The sequence below is a fragment of the Burkholderia humptydooensis genome (assembly GCF_001513745.1).
GTDB classification, from domain to species: Bacteria; Pseudomonadota; Gammaproteobacteria; order Burkholderiales; family Burkholderiaceae; genus Burkholderia; species Burkholderia humptydooensis.
In genome coordinates, this window is the sequence record NZ_CP013380.1 from 2,346,763 (window position 1) to 2,368,549 (window position 21,787).

Sequence of the window (21,787 nt, forward strand, 5' to 3'; positions counted from 1 at the left end):
GTGCAGGCATTCGTCCAAACAAACCTTTTCCAGAGCGGAAAAAATATTTTCCAGAGCGGACGACATTTACATTCATACGATCCGGCTGAATATTTTATTTAAACATGAAGAAAATTTTGGCCGCCCACCCAAAAATCTCAATCAGATGGGCAATGAATTGCCCCCATTCGATCAACATCAAATTTCATATGGCACTCAGATGCCGTACGCGTGAATTCGTCGTCCATGCCAATTCGAGTTTTCGCGAATTAACCGGGAATAACGACCGAAGATCAAAGCGCCATCCGGCAGATTTTTCCACCTCTTTTCCGTCGCCCGGCCACCTGCCGCGATGACGCAGCCATATCCCGTCCGCCATGCCCCCACCGGTCGCACGGAATCCACACAAACGGCGCTGTTGTCGGCATATAATTTTTCGCAACAATCGTGCACATTGCGATGCTTTCTGTCCAACAGGCCATCCCCCCCACGCGTTCGCAACCATGTCATCCCGCTCGTCCAGTCCGGTGTCGCTTCGCACCACGCCGGATCTCGTTGGCGCACATATTCTTGTCGCCGACGATCGCCCGAACGACCTGCGGCTCCTGACCGAGATCCTGCGTGCCGCGCGGTGCCGGATCAGCGTCGCGTTCGACGGCCTGCAGGCCTATCACCGTGCGCAGGCGATCTCTCCCGACCTGATCCTGATGGATGTCCGCATGCCGCGCATGGACGGTTTCGCCGCGTGCAGGCTGCTGGCGTCGACGCCGTCCACGCAGTCGATACCCGTGATCATCCTGACCGCCGCGGGCGATCTCGAGGACCGCATCGCGGGGCTCGAAACCGGCGCGATCGACTACATCGTCAAGCCGTTCGAACCGGCTGAAGTGATTGCACGAATCCGCAATCACCTGAAGCGCGCGCGCCGCAGCCAGCCCTTTGCGCATCTGCCCGAGCTTCCCGACCATCCCGACGCCGCGCTGGTGCGCGCGGCGAGCGAGGTCCTGCTGCGCGACCTGCGCTATCCGCCCGCGCTCGAGGATCTCGCCCGGCAGGTCGGCACGCACGAAAAGCGCCTGTCGCGCGTGTTCCGCGACCATCTCGGCCAGACCGTGTTCGAGTATCTGCGCGACACGCGCCTGCGCGCCGCGATGCACTTTCTCGCGGAGACGTCGATGGGAATCGGCGATATTGCCGAGGAAATCGGCTTTTCCACGCCGGGCAATTTCGCGACGGCCTTTCGCGAACGCTTCGGCATCACGCCATCCGACTGGCGGCGCCAGCGCAACGCAGTCGATGCGCGCGCCACATCTGATGAGCATCACCGCGATGCATAAGCAATACGCGGCATGGGCAGCAGGATGTCGTGCATTGCTGCTGCTTCTGATGGCGATGGCCGTCGCCTGCGCCACGGTCAATCGGAACAGCCGGTAGATCACGTGCTGGCCGCGATGGCGCTGAGCACGACGCTGTTCGAGGCGGCGTACCGCAGCCATGCGGCGACGGCGTTGCGGCCCGCCGCGCGCGAGTGGTCGGCGCGCGCTCGATCGCCTTTCCTGCGCATTGCATTTGATCTCCTGCACCGGCATTCGTATAACGATCACATGCCCGGCGTATTTTCAGCACACGAATCCGAGGCCCGGCGCAAGCCGGGAAGCCCACCGCCCCCCGTCATGCGCAACCGCCCGAATGCACGCCGGAGGCCCCCGAACGGAGTCCACTCGTGGCGAATCCACTCTCCAGGATCGAACATGTCGTCTATCTGATGCTCGAAAATCGTTCGTTCGATCAGATGCTCGGCTTTCTCTATGCTGACGACGGCAACCGCTCCCCCACCGGCCAGCCGTTCGACGGCCTCACCGGCAGCGAATCGAATCCCGACGATCTCGGCCGCCCGGTCGGCGTCTACCGGATTCGCGCAACCGATCCGCATCCGTATCTGATGCCGGGCGCCGATCCCGGCGAAGGCTTTCAGAACACCAACTACCAGTTGTTCTCCGACGACAACCCCGCCCCCGGCGCCGTGCCGACGAATCAGGGCTTCGTCGTCAGCTTCAAGTCGGCGATCGCGACCGATCAGTCGCGGCACGACAAGGACGCGCTGCCCGGCACGACGCCCGCGCAGATCATGGGCATGTACACGCCCGAGCTGCTGCCCGTGCTGTCCGGGCTCGCGAAAGGCTATGCGGTGTGCGACCGCTGGTTCGCGTCGGCGCCGACAATGACGATGCCGAACCGCGCGTTCGCGCTCGCCGGCACGTCGCAGGGCCATCTCGACGATCACGTGAAGATCTTCACGTGCCCGAGCATCTTCGGGCGGCTGTCGGACCAGGGCGCCGACTGGGCGATCTTCGGTTACAACCGCGATCCGCTCACGCGCCACGATTTCCCCGACACGCAGAACGCCGACGACAGCCACTTCGGCCACTTTCGCGACTTCCAGACGCGCGCGGCGAACGGCACGCTGCCCGCGTTCACGTTCCTCGAGCCGAGCTGGGACGCGAGCGGCAACAGCCAGCATCCGAACTACGACGTCACCGCGGGCGAGCAGTTGATTCACGACGTCTACTACGCGCTGCGCAACGGTCCCGGCTGGAACGGCACGCTTTTCATCGTCACGTACGACGAGCACGGCGGCAACTACGATCATGTCGCGCCGCCATCCGGCGCGACGCCGCCCGGCGACGGCACCGTCGGCGAATTCGGCTTCGACTTCACGCGCTTCGGCGTGCGCGTGCCCGCGGTGCTCGTCTCGCCGCTGATCGCGGCGGGCACCGTGTTCCGCAGCGCGACAGGCACGATCGATCACACGTCGGTGCTGAAGACGATCAGCGAACGCTTCGGGACGACGCCGCTGACGGCGCGCGACCGCGATGCGCCGTCGCTCGGCGACGTGCTCACGCTCGCGAGCCCGCGCGCCGCGAGCGACGATCCGCTCGCCGGCGTGACCGTGCCCGTGTCGGACCTGTCCCATCCGAATGCGGCGAAGCCGTCGAAGCTCGACAAGATCCACGCGGCCCGCATCGCGGCGCTGCCGCTGCGCAACGAGAAAGGCCATTACGAGGAGGCCGACGCGCCGCTCGCGTCAACCGCCGAGCTGTCGAACTTCATTCGCGACCGCAGCGCCGCATGGAGCCAGCATCGCCAGCGGCAGCAGCAGCGGTTGCAGCAACGGCAACAGCCGCCGCGCAAGCGGCGGCGCTGAAATGCGCGGGCGGCGGAACGCGTCGCCCGCGCTGCCGAGCGCCTGACAACGTATCACCGGATTCGGCCGGCGCTCCCCGCCTGACCGCCCCGCGCACCGCTCTCGAGGAAACACGAATGGCCCAGCTCAAATCATGGACGCGCCGCTTGTTCGGCGCTTCGGGATGCGCGCTGTTGCTCGCGCTGTCGGCGCTCGACGCGGCGCATGCGGATTCCGAGCCCGACGCATCGCCGAGCGGCGCATGGCCGAGCGCCGCGCTGCCCGATCGCGCCGCCGTCGACGTGGACGCGTCGCAGTTGCTGCCGACGCCGCAGCTCGTGCAATGGCAGATCGACCTCGATCGCCGCGGCCTGAGATCGACCGGCTCGCCCGCGCACGAACGCTACATCGACGTGCTGCGCCGCCGCCTCGCGCGAGCCGGCGTGCCACAGCTCCATACCGAGGCGGCGACGCTCACGCGCTGGACCGCGCGGCACTGGCGGCTCGACGTCGCCGACGGCGCGCCGCGCGAACGCATCGACGTCACGGGCTACCTGCCCTATTCCGGCGACACCGGCCGCGACGGCGTCGTCGCGCCGATCCGCTATCTCTCAGCCGGACAGATGCCCGATGCGGACGTGGCCGGCAAGATCGCCGTCGTCGAATGGCCGGCATCGCCGCTATCGGGCGCGTTCTTCCACGAGCGCGCGCTGCGCGTGTTCGATCCGGACAACGCGTTTCCGCCGTCGGCGCCCTATGTCCGCACGAGCTTCATGCTCGGCACGCTCACCGCGATGCTCGACAGGCTGCAAGCAGCGGGCGCGGCGGGCGTCGTGATGATCGCCGATACGTCGAGCGCCGAGGCGACCGATCTGTACGCGCCGTACGACGGCCGGCTGCGGCGCGTGCCCGGCCTCTTCGTCGATCGTGCGACGGGCGCGAAGCTCGTCTCGCTCGCGGAGCGCCGCGCGACGCTGCGGCTGTCGCTCGACGCGAGCGTCGAGCGCGTGCAGACCCGCAACCTGATCGGCATCATCCCCGGCATGAGCGACGAGCTGACCGTCGTCAACAGCCACACGGACGGCCCGAACGGAATCGAGGACAACGGCCCGAACGCGATCGTCGCGATCGCGCAATACCTGAGCCGCCTGCCCCGCGCGGCGCTGCCGCGCACGGTCATGATCCTGCTGTCGAGCGGGCATTTCGCGGGCGGTGTCGGCGCCGAGGATTTCATCGCGCGACATGCGCGCGACGGGCTCCTCGCGCGCATCGCGTGCATCGTGACGATCGAGCATCTCGGCGCGCAGGAATGGCTGCCGAACGCGCACGGCGCGCTCGCGCCGACGGGCCGCGCGGAGCCGACCGCGCTCTTCATGCCGTCCGTGCCGGCGCTCGTCGATGCGGCCGACGCACTCGTGCGCCGCGCAAACGCGGCGCCCGCATTCGCGATGCCGCCGCTGAATCCGAACGGAGACGGCAGCGCGGACGACGCGGTCTGGCCCGGCGAGGGGCAGTACTTCTGGGGCCGCGCGCGCGTGCCGACGATCAATCTGATCACGGGCCCCACGTATCTGCTCAACTACGGCGTGACGACGGCGGACAAGATCGACTATGCGCGCCTGCGTCGCGAAATCGCGGCGACGGCGCAGGCGCTGCTCGATCTGTCGCGGGTGCCGTTCGCCGCGCTGCGCGCGGTGCAGCCGGCGATGCGCGCAGCGACGCCGTGACGCGCGCGCCGCGCGCACCCCGCCTCCCCGGCGCGGTGGCGCAAACCGAGCTGCACGACCGCGGGCGAACCCGGCAGCCGCCGATATCGACGATGCGAGAAACGAAGCGGCTCGACATCGATACGTCACGCGCGCGACAGCTCGCCCGCCGCCAGCGACTGCAGGCTTTCGTCGACGCTCAACTCCGACAGCGCGTCCGCCCGCAGCGCCCCGTCCGCCGCGCGCTGCAGCACGCGCAGCACGTTCGGCTTCAGGCGCACGAGCACGAGGCGCCAGCCGCGCGCGCCGCACTCGGCGCCGAACGTCTTCAGCGCTTCGATCGTCGTGCCGTCGACGTCGGGCGACTCCTCGAGACTCAGCATCACCGTGTGCACGGGCGGCTGCGCGTCGCGCGCGAGATGCCGCGTCATGGTCAGCACGCGCTCCGCGTTCGCGAAGAAGAGCTGCGCTTCCGGCCGCACGATCAGCACGCCGGAAATCGGCTTTGCATCCTCGTGCATCGACACGTCGACGAAATCGTGGCTCTCGCGCAGCCGCCCGAGCACGCTCACGTTCGGCTCGGACAACTGTCGCAGCGTCAGCAGCAGGCTCACGCCGATCGCGGCGAGCAGGCCGTGCAGCACGCCGAGCACGATCACGGCCGCGAGCGCGGCGATCACGACGATCCGGTCGCGATGCCAGCTCCAGTACGGCCTGAACACTTCGGGGTGCAGCGAATGACTGACCGCGAAGATCACGATCGCCGCGAGCACGGGCTCGGGGATGCGCGCAAGCTGCGGCAGCAGCAGCCAGACGATCAGCGCGATCACGGCGGCCGCGAACAAGCCCGCCATGCGCGTCTGCGCGCCCGCCGCCTCGTTCGCCGACGTCGCCGAATAGCCGGCGCCGACGGGCATTCCGTGCAGCAGCCCCGATACGAGATTCGCGCAGCCGAGCGCGACGAGATCGCGGTTCGGCGAAATCGTGTCGCCGTGCTTGAGCGCGAAATTGCGAATCGATCCATACGATTCCGCGTACAGGATCAGCATCAGCGCGAAGCCGAACTCGGCCGTCTGCATCCAGTCGGAGCGGCCGAGCACCGGCATGCCGAACGCGAGATTTTCCAGATCGATCGTGCCGACGACGGCGATGCCGTAGCGATGCCAGTCGATCCAGTAGCCGGCCGCGATCCCGAGCACGATCACGACGAGCGTCGCCGGCACGCGCGTGCGCCTGCCGAGCGCGAACAGGATCGCAAGCGCCGTCGCGCCAAGCGCCGCGCTGTGAACGTTGGAGTTCGGTATCCCGAGCACCAGGTCGAGCGCGACGCGCAGCGTGTCGCCGTGACGGATCGGCACGTCGAGCATCTTCGGCAACTGCTTGATCACGATCGTGAGCGCAAGGCCGAACGTAAACCCGCGCAGCACCGGCCGCGCGATGAAATCCGACATGCCGCCGAGACGCGCGGCGCCCGCGAGGATGAACACGATGCCCGTCGTCGCGACGAGCGCCGCGGCGAGCATCAACTGCGTGCCGGCGCCCGGCCCGGCCTCGGAGATCACGGTGGCCGCGAGCACGACGGCCGACGACGACGTCGCCGACACGATCGCGAAGCGGCTGCTGCCCGCGATCGCATAGACGACGAGCCCGGCGACGAGCGCGATGAGCCCCGCCTGCGGCGGCAGGTTCGCGAGCCCCGCGTATGCGACCGCCTCGGGTATCAGGAGGCCCGCGATCGACAGCCCCGCGAGCGCGTCGAGCGCCGCGCGGCGCCCTCGCGGCGCAGGCGGCTCGTCGAGCGGCGCGAAATGCGCGGCCTGCTGCGGCGGCGCGTCGATGTGCTTCGAGCGGAGGTCCATGCGCGTTCCGTGGTCGTTGCCCGTCGTGCACACGAGAACGCGGCGCTCAGCGCGGCGCCGCGATCACGCCGGACCAGCCCGGCAGATAGCGCGCCTCCTGCGTGTGCGCGTAGCCGAGCGCCGCTTCGAGCGCCTTCGCGAAATCCTTGCGGATCTGCGTCAGCGCGATTTTCGGGCGCAGGAAATCGGCCCACAGGAACTCGCTGAACGGCGTCGCGTCCTTCGCGTAGCCGCCCGCCGTGCGCAGCTCGCCCGCGAGGCTGCGGTAGGGATCGTCCTTCAGGCCGACGAGCGACGTCGGCAGGCGGGCGTAGTCGTGGCGCGCGCCGTTCGCGCCGAACGGATGCACCCATTGGTTGTGCTCCATCATCCGCCAGAAGATCGTCTCGTCGAGCCACGACAGATCCTTCAGCAGCATCGCCTTCACCTGGGTCACGCCCTCCTCGATGAGCGCGAGCCCGAGATGATGGTGATCGGTGATGAAGTATTCGCCGCCCGGCCCGAGCACGGCCGGGAACCAGTGCGACTCGATCGCCGCGCGGCGCGCCTTCTTGCCGAGCGACTTCCAATGCTTGCGCTTTGCCTTCACTTCGCGATAGCCGACCGTGATCTGCGTCGGGCGCAGCGCATCGAGCTTCGCGGGAATGAGATGCACGTCCTGGCCGATCGTCATGATGGGGCTCCCGAATAGGATGTCGGCAACGATACATGGGATCGGCGTTCGCGTTAATACCGCGTTGCCCTCGAAGTTTGCGCAAAGCGCACTGCCGCACGCTGCGCGGCCGGCGGTGCGCGCCTTCCGCCCGCGCGCTCAGCCGCGTGCGGCCAGATCCGCGCGCTCGAGCCGGTGGCGAACGTACGGGATGCCGTCCCGCACGATGCCGACGCGCCGCATCCCGAGCTTGCGCGCGACGTTCAGCGACGCGCCGTTGGCCGCGGCGATGTCCGCGACGACGCGCGGCAGCCTGACCGTCTCGAACGCATGCCGGACGACGCGCCGCGCAGCTTCGCTCGCGATCCCGCGCCCCCATGAGGCGCGCACGAGCCGCCAGCCGATCTCGATGTCGCGGCCGCCTTCGACGTAGTCGGGGATCAGCAGCATCCAGCCGACGAACCGGGCGGGCTGCGCCTTCTCGAAGATCGACCAGTAGCCGAGCCCCGGCGGATACGCGCACGTGATCCGATGCTCGACGAAGCGGCGGTGCTCGACGGGGTCGTCCCACGGGCCGGCGATGTGGCGCGTCACGTCCAGATCGCGATCCATCGCGAGGCATGCGTCGAGATCGGCGAGCACGCGCGGACGCAGCCACAGGCGGTCGGTTTCGAGTGTCGGCAGCGCCGGGTGAGCTTGCGTATCCGGATCCATCCGTCAACCTGTAAGCACATGAAAGAAGGAAAACGGCGCTACCTTAGCACCGCTTGCCGCATCGCGAAAACCGGTGCGAATCCTGTCCTGTCGAATCCCGTTGAGTCCCGCCGAGTCGCGTGCGATCCGCTCGATGCGCGTGCGACTTCGCCCCGGTATCGCGCGACTCGCATGCGGCGCGCGGCGCACGCGCATCGCAGCGCCCTGCGATTGCGGGACGCGCAACAATCCATTTCATAGGGATAAATCCGGATCGGCCCGCTCGGGGCCTTCACGCGCGCGGCGAGCGGCGTACACTCGCGTTACCGCCCGCGCGCCGCGCCAGCCGGGCGGTGCGGGGCACGACGGCGCTTCCCTCTCGAGGAGACTGCGTCATGGCCATAAGCTGGACCCGGGAACAACGCAACGTCACGATCGCCGCCTACCTCGGCTGGACGCTCGACGCATTCGATTTCTTCCTGATGGTCTTCGTGCTGAAAGACATCGCCGCCGAATTCAACACGAAGATTCCCGCCGTCGCGTTCGCGATCACGCTGACGCTCGCCGCGCGCCCGATCGGCGCGCTGATCTTCGGCCGCCTCGCCGACCACTTCGGCCGCCGGCCGACGCTGATGATCAACATCGCGTGCTACTCGCTGCTCGAGCTCGCGTCCGGTTTCGCGCCGAGCCTCGCCGCGCTGCTCGCGCTGCGCACGCTGTTCGGCGTCGCGATGGGCGGCGAATGGGGCGTCGGCTCCGCGCTGACGATGGAGACGATTCCGCCGCGCGCGCGCGGCGCCGTGTCGGGCCTGCTGCAGGCGGGTTATCCGAGCGGCTATCTGCTCGCGTCGGTCGTCTTCGGCCTCTTCTACCAGTACATCGGCTGGCGCGGGATGTTCATGATCGGCGTGCTGCCCGCGCTGCTCGTGCTGTACGTGCGCGCGAAAGTGCCCGAGTCGCCCGCGTGGCGGCAAATGGAAAAGCGCGCGCGCCCGAGCCTCGTCGCGACGCTCAAGCAGAACTGGAAGCTGTCGATCTACGCGGTGGTGCTGATGACCGCGTTCAACTTCTTCTCGCACGGCACGCAGGATCTCTACCCGACCTTCCTGCGCGAGCAGCATCACTTCGATCCGCATACGGTGTCATGGATCACGATCGTGCTGAACATCGGCGCGATCGTGGGCGGCCTCACGTTCGGCTGGTTGTCCGAACGCATCGGCCGCCGCCGCGCGATCTTCATCGCCGCGCTGATCGCGCTGCCCGTGCTGCCGCTGTGGGCGTTCTCGGCGGGCACGCTCGCGCTCGCCGCGGGCGCGTTCCTGATGCAGATCTCGGTGCAGGGCGCATGGGGCGTGATCCCCGTGCACCTGAACGAGATCTCGCCGGACGAGATTCGCGCGACGTTCCCCGGCTTCGTCTATCAGCTCGGCAATCTGCTCGCGTCGGGCAACGCGACGATGCAGGCGCAGCTCGCGGTCGATCACGGCAACGACTACAGCATGGCGCTCGCGACGGTCGCGGGCATCGTCGCCGTCGTCATCTGCGTTTTAATTGTGTTCAGCCGCGAACGACGCGGGATCGACATGACGCAAACGGCCGCGATGGGCTCGACGACCGGATGACCTCGCGCGCGGCGGCGCACCATCGCGCAAGCGCGCGTCGCGCTGCGCGCGGCGCACCGTTCATGCTGCATCGCACTGTATGCTCTAGAGGATTTTGTCCATAAAGAACGCTTGCCGCCGCCCCGCGCCGCTTTTTATCTTAATGAAAACGGCTGTTTCAATTACAGATTTGAATCGCTTGTTCGCGTACCGGGAAACCGGCAAGGGAGGCGGAACATGGCAGTTCGACAAGCCAGCCGGCAATCCGGCGGGACGAAGGCGCGCATCCTGGATGCGGCCGAAGATCTTTTCATCGAGCATGGCTTCGAAGCGATGTCGATGCGGCAAATCACATCGCGCGCCGCGGTGAATCTCGCCGCGGTCAACTATCACTTCGGCAGCAAGGAAGCGCTCATCCACGCGATGCTGTCGCGACGCCTCGATCAACTGAACGAGGAGCGCCTGCGCATCCTCGATCGGTTCGACGCGCAACTCGGCCCGCACGTCACCTGCGAGCACGTGCTGGGCGCGATGTTCATTCCGGCGCTGCAGGCGTCGCGCGATCCGCAGCGCGGCGGCCGCGCGTTCCTGAGGCTCATCGGCCGCGCGTACACCGATCCGTCGGCGTTCGTGCGCAACTTCCTGACCGCGCACTACGCAACCGTCGCCGGCCGCTTCTTCGACGCATTCCAGCGCGCGCTGCCGAACCTGCCGCGCGCGGAGCTCGGCTGGCGGCTGCACTACGCGATCGGCGCGCTGTCCGGCGCGCTCGCGGGCGCGGAGACGGAGAGCCTCATCGACGAATTCACGCAAGGCCGCACGATGAACGACGTGCAGATGATCGCGCGGCTGTCCGCGCTGATCGTCGCGGCGCTGAACGCGCCGATGCCCGACGCGACGCAGCTCGCGATCTTCGCATCGGTGCTCGACGGCGCGGCGGCCTCGGCCAGCGCGACGATGCAGCCTGCCGGACCGCTTGCGCCCGCGCCCGCCGCCGCGCCGTCCGCAGCGCCCGCACTCGTGCCGGCCGCCGCCGTGTCGGCGCTCGCGCCAAGCGCCGCGCCGCCGGCTCCGGTCGCGCCGGCGTCCGCCGCGCCGATGCCGGCGGCCCCCGCGGCGCCGGCGTCACCCCGCACCGAGGCGTTCGCGGCCGAGCCGGTCGGCGCGGCCGCGCACGAGACGCACGCGACCTGAGAAGGCTCGCGCACCGCGAACGCCGGCCGCGCGGTGCGCGACTGCACGGGGCGGCGCTGACATATCGCGACCCGGCGCCCGCCTTTTCGGCGCCCACCCCGGCACGCGCATCGCGCGGCGAGTTCGCGCAACGCGCCGCCGACGCCCGCGCGCCGGCCCATACCAACGATTCAGGAGACAAGCGATGACCGCCCCCGTTGCGCCCGCCCACGCCCACACGCAAGCGCCGAACACCGACGGCATCTGGTACGCGTCGTACCCGAAAGGCGTGCCGCACGACATCGACGTCACGCAGTACGAATCGCTTGCTCAGTACTTCGACGAATGCACGACGCGCTATGCGCAGCGCATCGCCTTCATCAGCGCGGGCGCGCGGATGACCTATGCGGCGCTCGCGCACAAGGCGGCCGCGTTCGCGTCGTATCTGCAGAGCCTCGGCGTGAAGCCGGGCGACCGCGTCGCGATCATGCTGCCGAACACGTTCCAGTATCCGGTCACGCTGTTCGGCACGCTGAAGACGGGCGCGATCGTCGTCAACGTGAATCCGCTCTACACGGTGCGCGAGCTTGCGCATCAACTGAAGGACAGCGGCGCGCAGACGATCGTCGTGTTCGAGAACTTCGCGAAGACGCTGCAGGACGCGCTGCCCGAGACGCAGATCAAGCACGTCGTCGTGACCGCGCTCGGCGATCTGCTCGCCGACGGCCTCAATCCGAAAGGCCGGCTGATCAACTTCGTGCTCAAGCACGTGAAGAAGCTCGTGCCGGCGTATCGGCTGCCCCAGGCCGTGCGCCTGCGCGCGGCGCTCGCGGCCGGCGCGAGGAAGGCGCCCGCGCCCGTTGCGATCAAGCGCGATGATCTCGCGTTCCTGCAATACACGGGCGGCACGACAGGCGTCGCGAAAGGCGCGATGCTCACGCACGGCAACCTGATCGCGAACCTGCTGCAGGCGAAGACGTGGATCGAGGATCAACTGACGGGCGACGTCGAGACGGTGCTCACGCCGCTGCCGCTCTATCACATCTATTCGCTGACGGTGAACGCGTTCATCTTCCTCGGCCTCGGCGGGCGCAACATCCTGATCGCGAACCCGCGCGACACGAAGATGATGATGAAGATCCTGCGTCACGAGACCTTCACGGGCATCACCGGCATCAACACGCTCTACAACGCGTTCCTCGACAACGAGGAATTCCGCAAGCGCGACTTCTCGAAGCTCAAGCTCGCGATGGCGGGCGGCATGGCGATGCAGCGCGCGGTCGCCGAGCGCTTCGAGCAGGTGACCGGCTGCCCGATCGTCGAAGGCTACGGGCTCACCGAGTGCTCGCCGATCGTCACGATGAACCCATACGACGCGAACGAGAAGCGCGCGTTCAGCGGCTCGATCGGGCTGCCCGCGCCTTCGACGATCGTGCGCTTTCGCAAGGAGGACGGCGCATGGGCGAACGTCGGCGAGCCGGGCGAGCTGTGCGTGCACGGCCCGCAGGTGATGCGCGGCTACTGGCAGCGCCCCGACGAGACCGCGAAGGTGATCGACGCCGACGGCTGGCTCGCGACGGGCGACATCGGCGTGATGGACGAGCAGGGCTTCATCCGCCTGATCGACCGCAAGAAGGACATGATCCTCGTGTCGGGCTTCAACGTGTATCCGAACGAGATCGAAGACGTGCTCGTGTCGCATCCGGGCATCCGCGAAGCGGCGGCGATCGGCATTCCCGATCCCGTGCATGGCGAGCGCATCAAGGTGTTCGTCGTGCCTCGCGATGCGTCGCTGACGGTCGAGGACGTGCTCGCGCACTGCCGGAAGAACCTGACGGGCTACAAGATGCCGAGGGCCGTCGAGTTCCGCGACGCGCTGCCGCAGACCAACGTCGGCAAGATCCTGCGCCGCGCGCTGCGCGACGAGGAACTCGCGAAGCTCGCGAACGCGCCTGCCGATCCGTCGGCGAAGCACTGATCCGGGCGGACCGCGAAAGCCCCTCAACAGGATTCTTGATCGCGTTCTGGGAGGAATGCATGTCGTACGCGTCACCACAACACCCGTCTTCGTCGTCGCGAACACGATTCGCACGGCGCCGTCTCGCCGCCGCGTCGGCCGTGGCCGCGCTCTCGCTCGTGCCCGTGCTCGTGCTCGGCCAAGGCGCCGCGCACGCGCAGGCCGACGCCGAGGCGAGCGCCGCCGTCGAACCCGGCGCGCCGGGCGCGGCGCTGCCGCCCGAGCTCGCGAAGGTCGCGAAGCTGCCCGCCGACCAGCAGGCGCGCTGGCTGCGCACGGCCGCGCGTCAGGGCACGCTCGAAAAGCTCGACGACGCGACGCTCACAGCGCTCTTCGAGTCGCTCGATCCGCAGACCGTGCCGGATTACGTCGCGGCGGGACCGATCGGCCATCCGTCGTACCAATTCACGATGCTGCGCCAGGAGCGCATCAGCGGCAAATGGCCGGATACGCCCGACCACATGTTCGTCAAGGTGACGCGCGGCCCGCTGCGCGTCTACGCGAAGTGGCTGCCGGACGGCGCGCATTCGGGCCAGGAAGTGATCTACGATTCGACGAAGCGCGCCGACGAAATGTACGGCCACCTGGGCGGCCTGCTCGGCAAGCTGCCGATGTGGACGGCCGTCGACGGCACGCTCGCGCGCGCGCAATCGAATCACCAGGTGCGCGATCTCGGCACCGAGTTCGTCGCGAACCTGTTCCTGAGCGAGGCGAAGAAGTACCGCGACGCGGGCGTGCTGAAGCCGACGCACGTCGAGGCGAAGACGATCAAGGGCGTGCGCGTCGTCGCCCTCACCTACGAGACGCCCGGCGGCCGGCCGCAGTTCTACGCGAAGAAGGAAACGCTCGGGCTCGACTTGCGGCAGCCGTACTTCCGAACCGTCGAATCGTACGACAACGACGGGCGCCTGTTCGAGAAGGTCGTGTTCGAGAAGATCACGCCGAAATCGCTCGACGAAACGGCGTTCGATCCGAAGAATCCCGATTACACATTCTGATTCGTCATCGCCGTGTCATGAACGGCGGCGGCGGGCTGCGATGAAAAACGCCGCGCGGACCATCACGGCCCGCGCGGCGTTTTTTTCGTTGCGGCGGCGCGACGGGCCCGCCGCGGCGGCAGGCCGGATCGCGTGGTCAATCGTCATCGTCGTCGTGATGGCGGTGCCACTTGCGCCAGTGCTTGCGATAGTGCTTCCAGTAGTCTTCGTCATCGTCGCCGCGCCAGCCGCCGTAGTACGCCGGGTAGCCGACGACCGCGGGCTGCGGCGCGACATAGACGGGTTCCGGCGCCACATACACCGGCGCGACAGGCACGCCGACGCCGATCGACAGATCGACACCGCCCGCCGTCGCGGCGCCCGATGCCATGAGCGCCGCGACGCCCAGCATCGTGCTCGTCAGTAACTTTTTCATGTTCGTCACCTCACCTCGTTTCGCCGGCATGGCCGGCCTTCTGCACGCACTCTATCGGACCTGCGCGGCGGCAGGTGCAACGGCCGTGCGAGACCTGTAACCCGACGTAACGAAAATGCGCGCCAACGCGCATTGGCCGATCGGACGGATCGCGCAAACGCGCGGGACCGTCTATAGTGGGTAACGGTTGGACACAAACGCTCGCGCGCGCATCGGGTTCGAACAGGGTAAAATCCCGCCAAACGCTGTGTAAGTTCGCATGCGGCGAAACGCATAACTCTTAATTGACGCCGGCACCTGCCGCTTTTTAATGGCCAATCCTGCAGAATCCCATCCGCAAAACGACTTCATCAATGCCGCGCGCAAGGAACGCAAGCGCGTCGAAATTTATCTCGTCAACGGTATTCGCCTGACGGGATGCATCGAGTCGTTCGACCAGTACCTGGTGATGCTGCGCACGCCCGTCGGCCTGCAAGGCATCTATAAACGCGCCATCTCGACGATCCAGCTCGACACGGGCGGCTCCCGTCCGGGCGGCGGCCGCGGCCCGCGCGCGGGCGGCCCCCACGGCGGCGGCGGTCGCCCCGGCGGCCGCGAAGGTGGCGGTCACGGTCCGTACGGCTCGCACGGCGGCCCGCGCGGCGAAGGCGGCGGCTATGGCGCTCGCGAATCGCGCGGCGATGGCGGCTATGGCTCCCGCGAACCGCGCGGCGACGGCGGCTACGGCTCGCGCGAACCCCGCGGCGACGGCGGCTATGGCGCGCGCGAACCGCGCGAGCCCCGCGAGTCTTACGGCGCGCCGCAAGAAGGCGCATCGGCGCCCTCCGGCACGCAGGAGCGCAACGGCAACGGCCCCGTGATCGTCACGCGCCGCCGCCGTTCGCTCGGTCCGACCGACGGCCAATAAACCGGCCCCGCCAAATCGAAAGGGCAAGCCATCACCGGCTTGCCCTTTTTTGTCTCAGGCCCGTTCCGGCGTGAACAGGCCCCAGCCTCGCGAGCCCGCGCCACGGCGAATCCCGGGGCCTGCGCGAAGCGGGACCGTCCGATCCCGCCCCATCCGTGGTGCGATCACCGCATCTTCGGCAATCCTGCGTCGGCTTGCCGCTGCAACGAACGAACCTGCTGCTGCAGCTTGCGCAGTTGATCCTGCCGCTCGCTCTTCTGCTCCCGCAGCGCGGCCGCCTCGTCGAGCTTGTCCTTCTGCCGGCTCGCGACGGCCTCGCGCTGCTCGCGCGCGATGCTCAGATCCGCCTGCAGCCGGCTCGCCCGCTCCTGCACGGCGGCGATCTGCCGATCGGTCTGCACTTTCTGCGATTCGAGCTTCGCGGCCTGCAGTTCATTGACCGCGAGCGTCTCGGATTGCTTCGCGAAATCGCGGTAGACCGCTTCCGCGCGCGCCTCGCTCGCCGTCCTGATCACGCGCCAGAACGCCCTTTGCTGGAACAGCGCGACAAAATACGTGCCTTCCTGGATGTTGAGCAGCAAGCTCGCGCCGTAGCTCCCGTTGTACGTCGTGCGCATTTCGGTCAGCTCGCGCGCCTGAATCTGGCGCTGCAGCTCGTCGATCGTGCTCCTGCCGTTCGCATCCGCGCTCGCGGCCGCCGCCGGCGCGCCGCCGGGCGCCGACAGATTGACGACGGCCGGCGCCGAGACGCCCGGCGCCGCCGCCGCGGATGCCGTCAACGCCGGCGACGCAGCGCCGCCTTCGCCTTCCAATGCCTGCGCATGCGCGCCGCAGAGGCCGCCCGCCGCCGCGATCGCGACGAAGAGGCGCCCCATTCCCCGTATGTGGCTCATTCTGTTTTTCCTGCTTCGAAGTGTTGTAGTTTTTCGAATGCATGTTCGTCGGCTGCGTCGCAGCCCTTTTTCATTCGCTTTCCCGTGCCTCAGGCTCCTCGTCGAAAATCTGGTATTTGCGCATCTTTTCCCACAGCACCTTGCGGCTGATCCCGAGATGCTGCGCGGTATCCTGCCGACGCCAACCGTTGGCGTCAAGCGCGGCGATCACGCGGTTGCGCTCGGCCATGTCCCACTTGCTGCGATCGGCGAACACGTCGGGCGCGCTCTCCGCCGGCACCGGCTGCGCGGCGCTGCGCGCGCGCGCGACGAGCCGCTGCAGCCGCGCCGTGTCCCAGCCGCCCGTCTGCCGCACCGTCACGCCGACGCGCTCGGCCAGGTTGCGCAGCTCGCGCACGTTGCCCGGGAAGTACGAATCGGCGACCGCCTCGGCAAGCCAGTAAGGCAGCTCCGGCAGCGCGGCGAGCCGATCCTCGCCGACGACCGACGCGACGAACGATTTGAAGAGCGCGATCTTGTCGACGGGCCCGCGCTCCTCGAGCGACGGAATGCTCAACTCGATCACCGCGAGCCGGTAATACAGGTCCGCCCTGAACAAGCCGTCCTTGACGAGCAGCGGCAGTTTCTTGTTGCTCGCCGCGACGAGCCGGAAGTCCACCTTGACGGGCGCGGTTGCGCCGATGCGCAGCACCGCGCCGTCCTCGAGCACGCGCAGCAGCTTCACCTGCTGGTAGAGCGGCAGGTCGCCCACTTCGTCGAGAAAGAGCGTGCCGCCCGCCGCCTGCTCGAAGTAGCCCTTGTGCGTGCCGACCGCGCCCGTGAACGAGCCCTTCGCGTGCCCGAAGAAGAGCGACTCGAACAGGCCGTCCGGAATCGCGCCGCAGTTGACGGGCACGAACTCCCCCATGCAATAGCGCGAGTGCTTCTCGTGCAGCAGTTGCGCGACCCGCTCCTTGCCGACGCCCGTCTCGCCGTGCAGCAGCACGTTCGTGTCGCAGTCGGCAAACGTGTCGACTTCCTGCAGCAGCGCCTGCATGCAGTCCGAATGCGCGACGAGCGTGCTCGGCTCGAGCGTTTTCGCCGCATGCGCGCGCAGTTGCACCGCGAGCTTCGAGATCATGCCGCGCAGTTCCGCGCACGTGAAATCGAGCGGCAGGATGTGCGAATACTCGGGCGGATACTGCGACGGATCGTGATCGCGCGCCGCGCCGACCCAGACCACCGGCATGCCGATGTCCGCCTGCCAGGTGCGCAGGAACGCCGCGCCGCTCTCGATCATCGACACGCTGATGATCGCGAGCGACGGCCGCATCGCGGTTCGATCGGGCGACAGCGCCTCGTTGTCCGCGCGGATCACTTCGACGTCGAAGCTCGACATGCAGCGCGCGACCCGGTCGACGATGTCGGCCTTGCCCTCCCAGACGTACAGGTCGAGTCCTTCGATTGCGTTCGTGTTTCTCATCGTTATGCGTGAATCTTCAATAAACCGTTTGCGCGGCGCCGCAGGTCAGCGCCAGGTTGTGAACCGTCGCCGCGCCGAGCTGCACGCCGAGCAGGTTCAAAAGCGGCACGACGACCTGGTCGAGCGAGCCCAGCACGGGGCCGAGCAGGTTCAGCAGCACGGAGACCACCGGCCCCAGCGCATCGCCGACGGGCACCGGCATTTGCAGCACATAGAGCGTGAGGCCGTTCGGCCCCGTCAGCGATTGCGCGGCGCCCGACAGCGCGTTCGAGATCACCGAGCCCACCGCGTTCGAATTCGTCGTCTGATAATCGTCGGCGTCGCCCGTCACGCCGTTGAACGTGAGCGTCGCGGCGCTGGCCTTCGGCACGACCGCCGGCAGCGCGACGGCCGACTTGACCTGCAGGAGCGGCGCGTTCGCCAGGCCGATCGATGCAATCGTCGCAGGCGCGTCGCAGGCGAACGTCTGCTGCGCGGAAAGATCCGTCGGCGGGTTGCCCACGCACAGGTTCGCGAGGCCCGGCTGCACGACGATCGTCGCGCGGCTCGCTGCGGCGGTTGCAGCGCAACTCGTCGACTGCAGCCACGCGGAGCCCGTCGCGACCTGCAGCGCGATCGGCAGGCTCAGATCGACCTGTATCAGGTTCTGCACGAGGCTCACGAGCGGCGCAAGCGGCAACAGCGCGCCGGTGGGCGACAGCCCCGTGGTGCCGAGACTCACTTTCACATACAACCGGATCTGCGCATTGTTCGCCTGCGTGCGCCACGCCCCCGTCTTCGGGTCCGTTCCCGCCTCGCCGATCACGATCGTCGGCGGCTCGATGACCTGCAGCTTCAGCGTCGCACCCTGGCCCGCCGCGAGCTGCAGCTTCGTCGCGACGTCGACGGCCGGCTTGCCCGCCGCCGCCACCTCGGCCGCGACCATCAGCGCATCGAGCACGTCGATCTTCGCGTCGGCGGCCGCCTGCGTGTCGGACAGCCCGAGCGCGAACACGCCGGGCCCGCCCGACTGGCCGCCGAGGCTGAATTTCCCGCCGCCGGGATTCGCGCCGGCGATCGCCTGCAGCGCGGCGACGCTCGCCTGCAGGTTCGCGTTCACGACTTGCGTGCGCGACAGCGCGGTCAGCATCAGATCGACGAACTGCCCCGCCGTCACCCGCGTCGCGAGCAGTTCGTTGACGGTCAGCACGTTCGCGGCCGCCATCAGGTCGCCGACCTTGATCTGCGTCGACGCGAGCGCCTGGTACGACAGCGCGCTCAGGCCCAGATTCGTGCCGAGCAGCGCATTGAGCACGCCGTTCACGAGGCCGCCCTGCAAGCTCGCGAGCGTCGTGCCGATCGTGAACTGGTCGACGTTGGTCGCCTTCGCGGTCGACGTCGCGCTCACCGTGCGCGACGGGCCGAGGAAGAAATACGGCACGGTCTGCGTCGCCGTCACCTGCACCGCGTTGAGCGGCGTCGACGCCGTGTTGAAGTAGCTCGGCCCCGCGTTGCTTTGCGTGTCCCAGCGCCCGCACGCGACCGTCAGCGTGTTGCCGCCCGCCGACGGATCGAAGCCGTTCGAGCTCGCGTTCGCGGCGGCGGCCGCGTTCGGCTGCGCGCATCGATCGTCCATTCTCTGCGCGCCGGCGAGCGCGGCCACGTCGGCGACCCGCTGCAAGTCGCGGCGCACGAAGAACACGTTGCCGATGTCGACCGCGCCGAGCGCGGCGATCGCGACGAGCATCCAGATCGCCGCGACGACCGCGAACGAGCCGCGCTCGCGCGCGATCGCCGCGCGTCCGCGGGCGGAAGGCCGATGCTCGGCGCGACGGCGGGCCAATGGCATGCGATCGCTCACTGCGAACGCGACGCCGGCGTGAGGAGATAGTCCGCGCCACCACCTCCTCCTCCGCTCATGCCCGCGGCCGATCCGTAGAACGCCGGGATCTTCGTCTTGAACGACTCGAGATAGCGCGCGTACGCGAGCGACGCCGCCTCGCCGATCATCGGCTGCGCCGGCGCCGCCTCGCGGTTGCTGGCCTGCAACGCAAACCATGTCTGTGACGCGTGGCCGATTTCCGATGCGGGCGGCGCGTCGTGTTGCGGCTGCGGCTGCGACGATTGCGCGCGGGCGGCGCCCGCCGCGCACGCGAGCACGGCCGCGAGCGCGAGCGTCGCCGCGCAAAGCGCGCGGCCGCGCCCGGAGCGGGCAGCGGCGGTCTGGGTATGGTCATGCGTCGTCATGTCGACTCCGTATCACGTCTGTCATTGCGAAAATCGCTGCAAGAGCGGCACCGTCGGCTCGAACGCCGGCGCCGTGGCGGCCGCGACGGGCGCGGGCGCGGCCGCGACGGCCACGGCGCCCCTGCTGGCCGCCGCCTCGCCGCTCGAACCCGCCGCGCCGCCCGCCGCCGCGTTCGCGGCGATCGCCATGCCCGCGGCAGCGGCCGCGCCCGGCGCGCCCGGGCGCGCGAGCGCCCGCTGCCGCGCGCGCGACGCGGCCGCGATCTTCGTCGCGTCGTTGCGAATTTCCGTGCGTACCGCGGGCGCGAGCTTCAGTTGGTTCATCAGGCCGAGCGCGTCGCGCGTCTGCCCCGTCGCGAGCAGAAAGAGCGCGAGATTGCTGAGGATCTTCGGATTGTTCTGGTCGAGCTCCGCCGCCTTCATCAACGGCACGCGCGCGCCCCCGACATCGCCGCTGCGCATCCGCGCATACGCGAGATCGGACAGCGTCAGCGAATCGGTCGGCGCGAGCGCGCTCGCCTGCGCGAGCGCCTGCGACGCGGCGTCGAAATCGCCCGACGCGCCGGCCAGCAAACCGAGCCCGCGATAGCCGCGCGCGGCAAGCGGCGTGCCGAGCAACTGCCTGTACGCGACCGTGCTCGCGGCCGGCTGGTCGGTTGCGCGCAGCGCGTCCGCGCGCAGCAGGATCGTGTCCGGCGACGCGCCGTACTGCTTCTCGTAAGCGTCGATGTGCGCGAGCGACGCGTAATGGAGCCCCTGCGACTGCATCCGGCCGATGAGGCCGAGATACATGCCGGGCGTGTCGGGCGTCGCGTTCCTGTCGGCCGCGGCCTGCATCAGCGCCGCGCGCTCGGCCTGCGCGCCGATCCCGTAGCCCGACTCCTTGAACGCCCCGCACGCGGCGAGCGACAGCGCAAGCGCCGCGAGCGCCGCCGTCGTCATCGGTGAAAAGCTGCTTCGTCTCATGTCGTTCCTTCCTTCGTTGCGCGGCGGCAAACGCGGCTAGCGGCGCGCGGCCGTGAGCGCGTGCGTGACGGCGAGCATCCCCGGCCCCGCGGTCACGATGAAGAGCGCGGGCAGCAGCGTGAGAATCATCACGCCCGTCATCTTCACCGTGAGGCGGCCGATCCGCTCGCGCAGCATCGCGCGACGCACTTCGCGCAGCCGGTCGCCGAACTGCTTGAGCGGCTCCTGCACCGCGCCGCCGTGCTTGTCGACCTGGATCAGCAGGCGCACGATCGCGCGCAGATCCTCGTTGTCAAAGCTCGTCGCGAGGCGCTGCAGCGACTGCTCGCGCGTGCGCCCCGCGACGAACTGCCGCTGCGCGATCCCGAGCTCCGACGACAGCACGGGCAGCATCCCCTTGAAGTCGTTCGTGACGACCTGGATGCTCTGGTCGAGCGACAGCCCGACGCCCTGCAACAGCCGCAGCATGTCGACGAGCAGCGGCATCTCGTCGACGACGGACTGGCGGCGCGCCGCCGCGCGGCGGCGCACGTAGATCTTCGGCAGCATGAAGCCGGCGATGACGCAGAGCGCGACCCAGGCGGTCAGATGCGTGCGGACCGTCTCGCCGCCGGCGAGCGCGACGGCGGCGGGCAGCGCGATCGCGCACGCGATCCGCGCGCTCAGGAAGACGCCGCGCGTGTGCGCGTCGACGTAGCCGCACTGCTCGAGCAGCATCCGGTCTTCTTCGGCGACGATCTGCTTGCCGAGCCGCGTGTCGAGCAGGCGCATCCCGAACTTGCCGGCGCGATCGAGCAGCGTCGCGAAGCGCGGACGGCACTCGTCCGGCGCCGCGTCCGCGGCGCTCGCGCGCGCCGCGCCGACAGCCGACGCCGCACCCGCCGCCGCACGCGCGGCGGCCGCCTCGAGCGCAGCGGCGCGCTGGTCGAGCGCGTCCGCGAGCGTGCGGCCGGTGCGCCGCGCGAGCACGGCCTGCATGATCGCGAGCCCGGCGAGCATCAGCACGCCGATTGAGCCGAGGACGAGCGCGATTGCGCCAAGACGGCTGGGGTCCAT

Annotated in this window: 19 protein-coding genes; 9 read left to right on the top strand and 10 right to left on the bottom strand. The window is 68.7% G+C overall.

The window, feature by feature from the left end:
• Positions 1–482: 482 nt before the first annotated feature.
• The 4 genes from AQ610_RS10570 (at position 483) to AQ610_RS10580 (ending at position 4,890) form a co-directional block, all read left to right on the top strand.
• Positions 483–1,316 carry a response regulator transcription factor gene (locus tag AQ610_RS10570; protein WP_043282585.1) on the top strand — a complete coding sequence of 278 codons (834 nt, stop codon included), beginning with the start codon at positions 483–485 and terminating at the stop codon, positions 1,314–1,316.
• Between the two features lie 12 nt (positions 1,317–1,328).
• A complete protein-coding gene (locus tag AQ610_RS36800) occupies positions 1,329–1,745 on the top strand; it encodes a hypothetical protein (RefSeq protein WP_162486739.1) in 417 nt (138 codons plus the stop codon).
• A complete protein-coding gene (locus tag AQ610_RS10575) occupies positions 1,703–3,184 on the top strand; it encodes an alkaline phosphatase family protein (RefSeq protein WP_043282584.1) in 1,482 nt (493 codons plus the stop codon). Before AQ610_RS36800 ends, AQ610_RS10575 begins: the two co-directional genes overlap by 43 nt.
• A 116-nt stretch (positions 3,185–3,300) precedes the next feature.
• Positions 3,301–4,890, top strand: coding sequence for a zinc-binding metallopeptidase family protein (locus AQ610_RS10580; RefSeq protein WP_006026573.1), 1,590 nt, complete (start codon positions 3,301–3,303; stop codon positions 4,888–4,890).
• Between the two features lie 125 nt (positions 4,891–5,015).
• On the opposite strand, the gene AQ610_RS10585 is transcribed toward AQ610_RS10580, so the two are convergent.
• From AQ610_RS10585 to AQ610_RS10595, 3 genes are all read right to left on the bottom strand, one after another.
• A complete protein-coding gene (locus tag AQ610_RS10585; protein ID WP_009912573.1) occupies positions 5,016–6,728 on the bottom strand; it encodes a SulP family inorganic anion transporter in 1,713 nt (570 codons plus the stop codon).
• 46 nt (positions 6,729–6,774) lie between these two features.
• Positions 6,775–7,401, bottom strand: coding sequence for a ParB-like protein (locus AQ610_RS10590; protein ID WP_006026571.1), 627 nt, complete (start codon positions 7,399–7,401; stop codon positions 6,775–6,777).
• Positions 7,402–7,539: 138 nt separating this feature from the next.
• A complete protein-coding gene (locus AQ610_RS10595) occupies positions 7,540–8,094 on the bottom strand; it encodes a GNAT family N-acetyltransferase (RefSeq protein ID WP_006026570.1) in 555 nt (184 codons plus the stop codon).
• 374 nt (positions 8,095–8,468) lie between these two features.
• Here AQ610_RS10595 and AQ610_RS10600 point away from each other — a divergent pair, with 374 nt between their 5' ends.
• The 4 genes from AQ610_RS10600 (at position 8,469) to AQ610_RS10615 (ending at position 13,862) form a co-directional block, all read left to right on the top strand.
• Positions 8,469–9,695 (top strand): MFS transporter, encoded by a 1,227-nt coding sequence (locus AQ610_RS10600; protein WP_006026569.1) that lies wholly within the window; start codon positions 8,469–8,471, stop codon positions 9,693–9,695.
• Positions 9,696–9,911: 216 nt separating this feature from the next.
• Complete coding sequence (locus AQ610_RS10605; protein WP_006026568.1) at positions 9,912–10,868, top strand: TetR/AcrR family transcriptional regulator; 957 nt, start codon at positions 9,912–9,914, stop codon at positions 10,866–10,868.
• A 184-nt stretch (positions 10,869–11,052) separates the two neighbouring features.
• Positions 11,053–12,825 (top strand): AMP-binding protein, encoded by a 1,773-nt coding sequence (locus AQ610_RS10610; protein ID WP_006026567.1) that lies wholly within the window; start codon positions 11,053–11,055, stop codon positions 12,823–12,825.
• Positions 12,826–12,884: 59 nt separating this feature from the next.
• Positions 12,885–13,862: a DUF1571 domain-containing protein gene (locus AQ610_RS10615; RefSeq protein WP_043282666.1), complete on the top strand. Its 978-nt coding sequence runs from the start codon at positions 12,885–12,887 to the stop codon at positions 13,860–13,862.
• A gap of 136 nt (positions 13,863–13,998) precedes the next feature.
• On the opposite strand, the gene AQ610_RS10620 is transcribed toward AQ610_RS10615, so the two are convergent.
• Positions 13,999–14,277, bottom strand: a complete 279-nt coding sequence (locus tag AQ610_RS10620) for a PXPV repeat protein (RefSeq protein ID WP_015600364.1) — start codon at positions 14,275–14,277, stop codon at positions 13,999–14,001.
• A gap of 310 nt (positions 14,278–14,587) precedes the next feature.
• On the opposite strand from AQ610_RS10620, the gene hfq reads away from it, so the two are divergent.
• A complete protein-coding gene (gene hfq / locus AQ610_RS10625; RefSeq protein WP_006026564.1) occupies positions 14,588–15,184 on the top strand; it encodes an RNA chaperone Hfq in 597 nt (198 codons plus the stop codon).
• Positions 15,185–15,348: 164 nt separating this feature from the next.
• On the opposite strand, the gene AQ610_RS10630 is transcribed toward hfq, so the two are convergent.
• The 6 genes from AQ610_RS10630 to AQ610_RS10655 form a co-directional block, all read right to left on the bottom strand.
• Entirely contained in the window at positions 15,349–16,059 is a 711-nt protein-coding gene (locus AQ610_RS10630; protein ID WP_006026563.1) for a DUF2968 domain-containing protein, read from the bottom strand.
• An 88-nt stretch (positions 16,060–16,147) separates the two neighbouring features.
• Entirely contained in the window at positions 16,148–17,539 is a 1,392-nt protein-coding gene (locus AQ610_RS10635; protein WP_006026562.1) for a sigma 54-interacting transcriptional regulator, read from the bottom strand.
• Between the two features lie 16 nt (positions 17,540–17,555).
• Entirely contained in the window at positions 17,556–19,367 is a 1,812-nt protein-coding gene (locus AQ610_RS10640) for a TadG family pilus assembly protein (protein ID WP_043282664.1), read from the bottom strand.
• 8 nt (positions 19,368–19,375) lie between these two features.
• Positions 19,376–19,765 carry a DUF3613 domain-containing protein gene (locus AQ610_RS10645; RefSeq protein WP_006026560.1) on the bottom strand — a complete coding sequence of 130 codons (390 nt, stop codon included), beginning with the start codon at positions 19,763–19,765 and terminating at the stop codon, positions 19,376–19,378.
• Positions 19,766–19,786: 21 nt separating this feature from the next.
• Positions 19,787–20,731, bottom strand: a complete 945-nt coding sequence (locus AQ610_RS10650) for a tetratricopeptide repeat protein (protein ID WP_043282582.1) — start codon at positions 20,729–20,731, stop codon at positions 19,787–19,789.
• Positions 20,732–20,767: 36 nt separating this feature from the next.
• A complete protein-coding gene (locus AQ610_RS10655) occupies positions 20,768–21,787 on the bottom strand; it encodes a type II secretion system F family protein (protein WP_043282663.1) in 1,020 nt (339 codons plus the stop codon).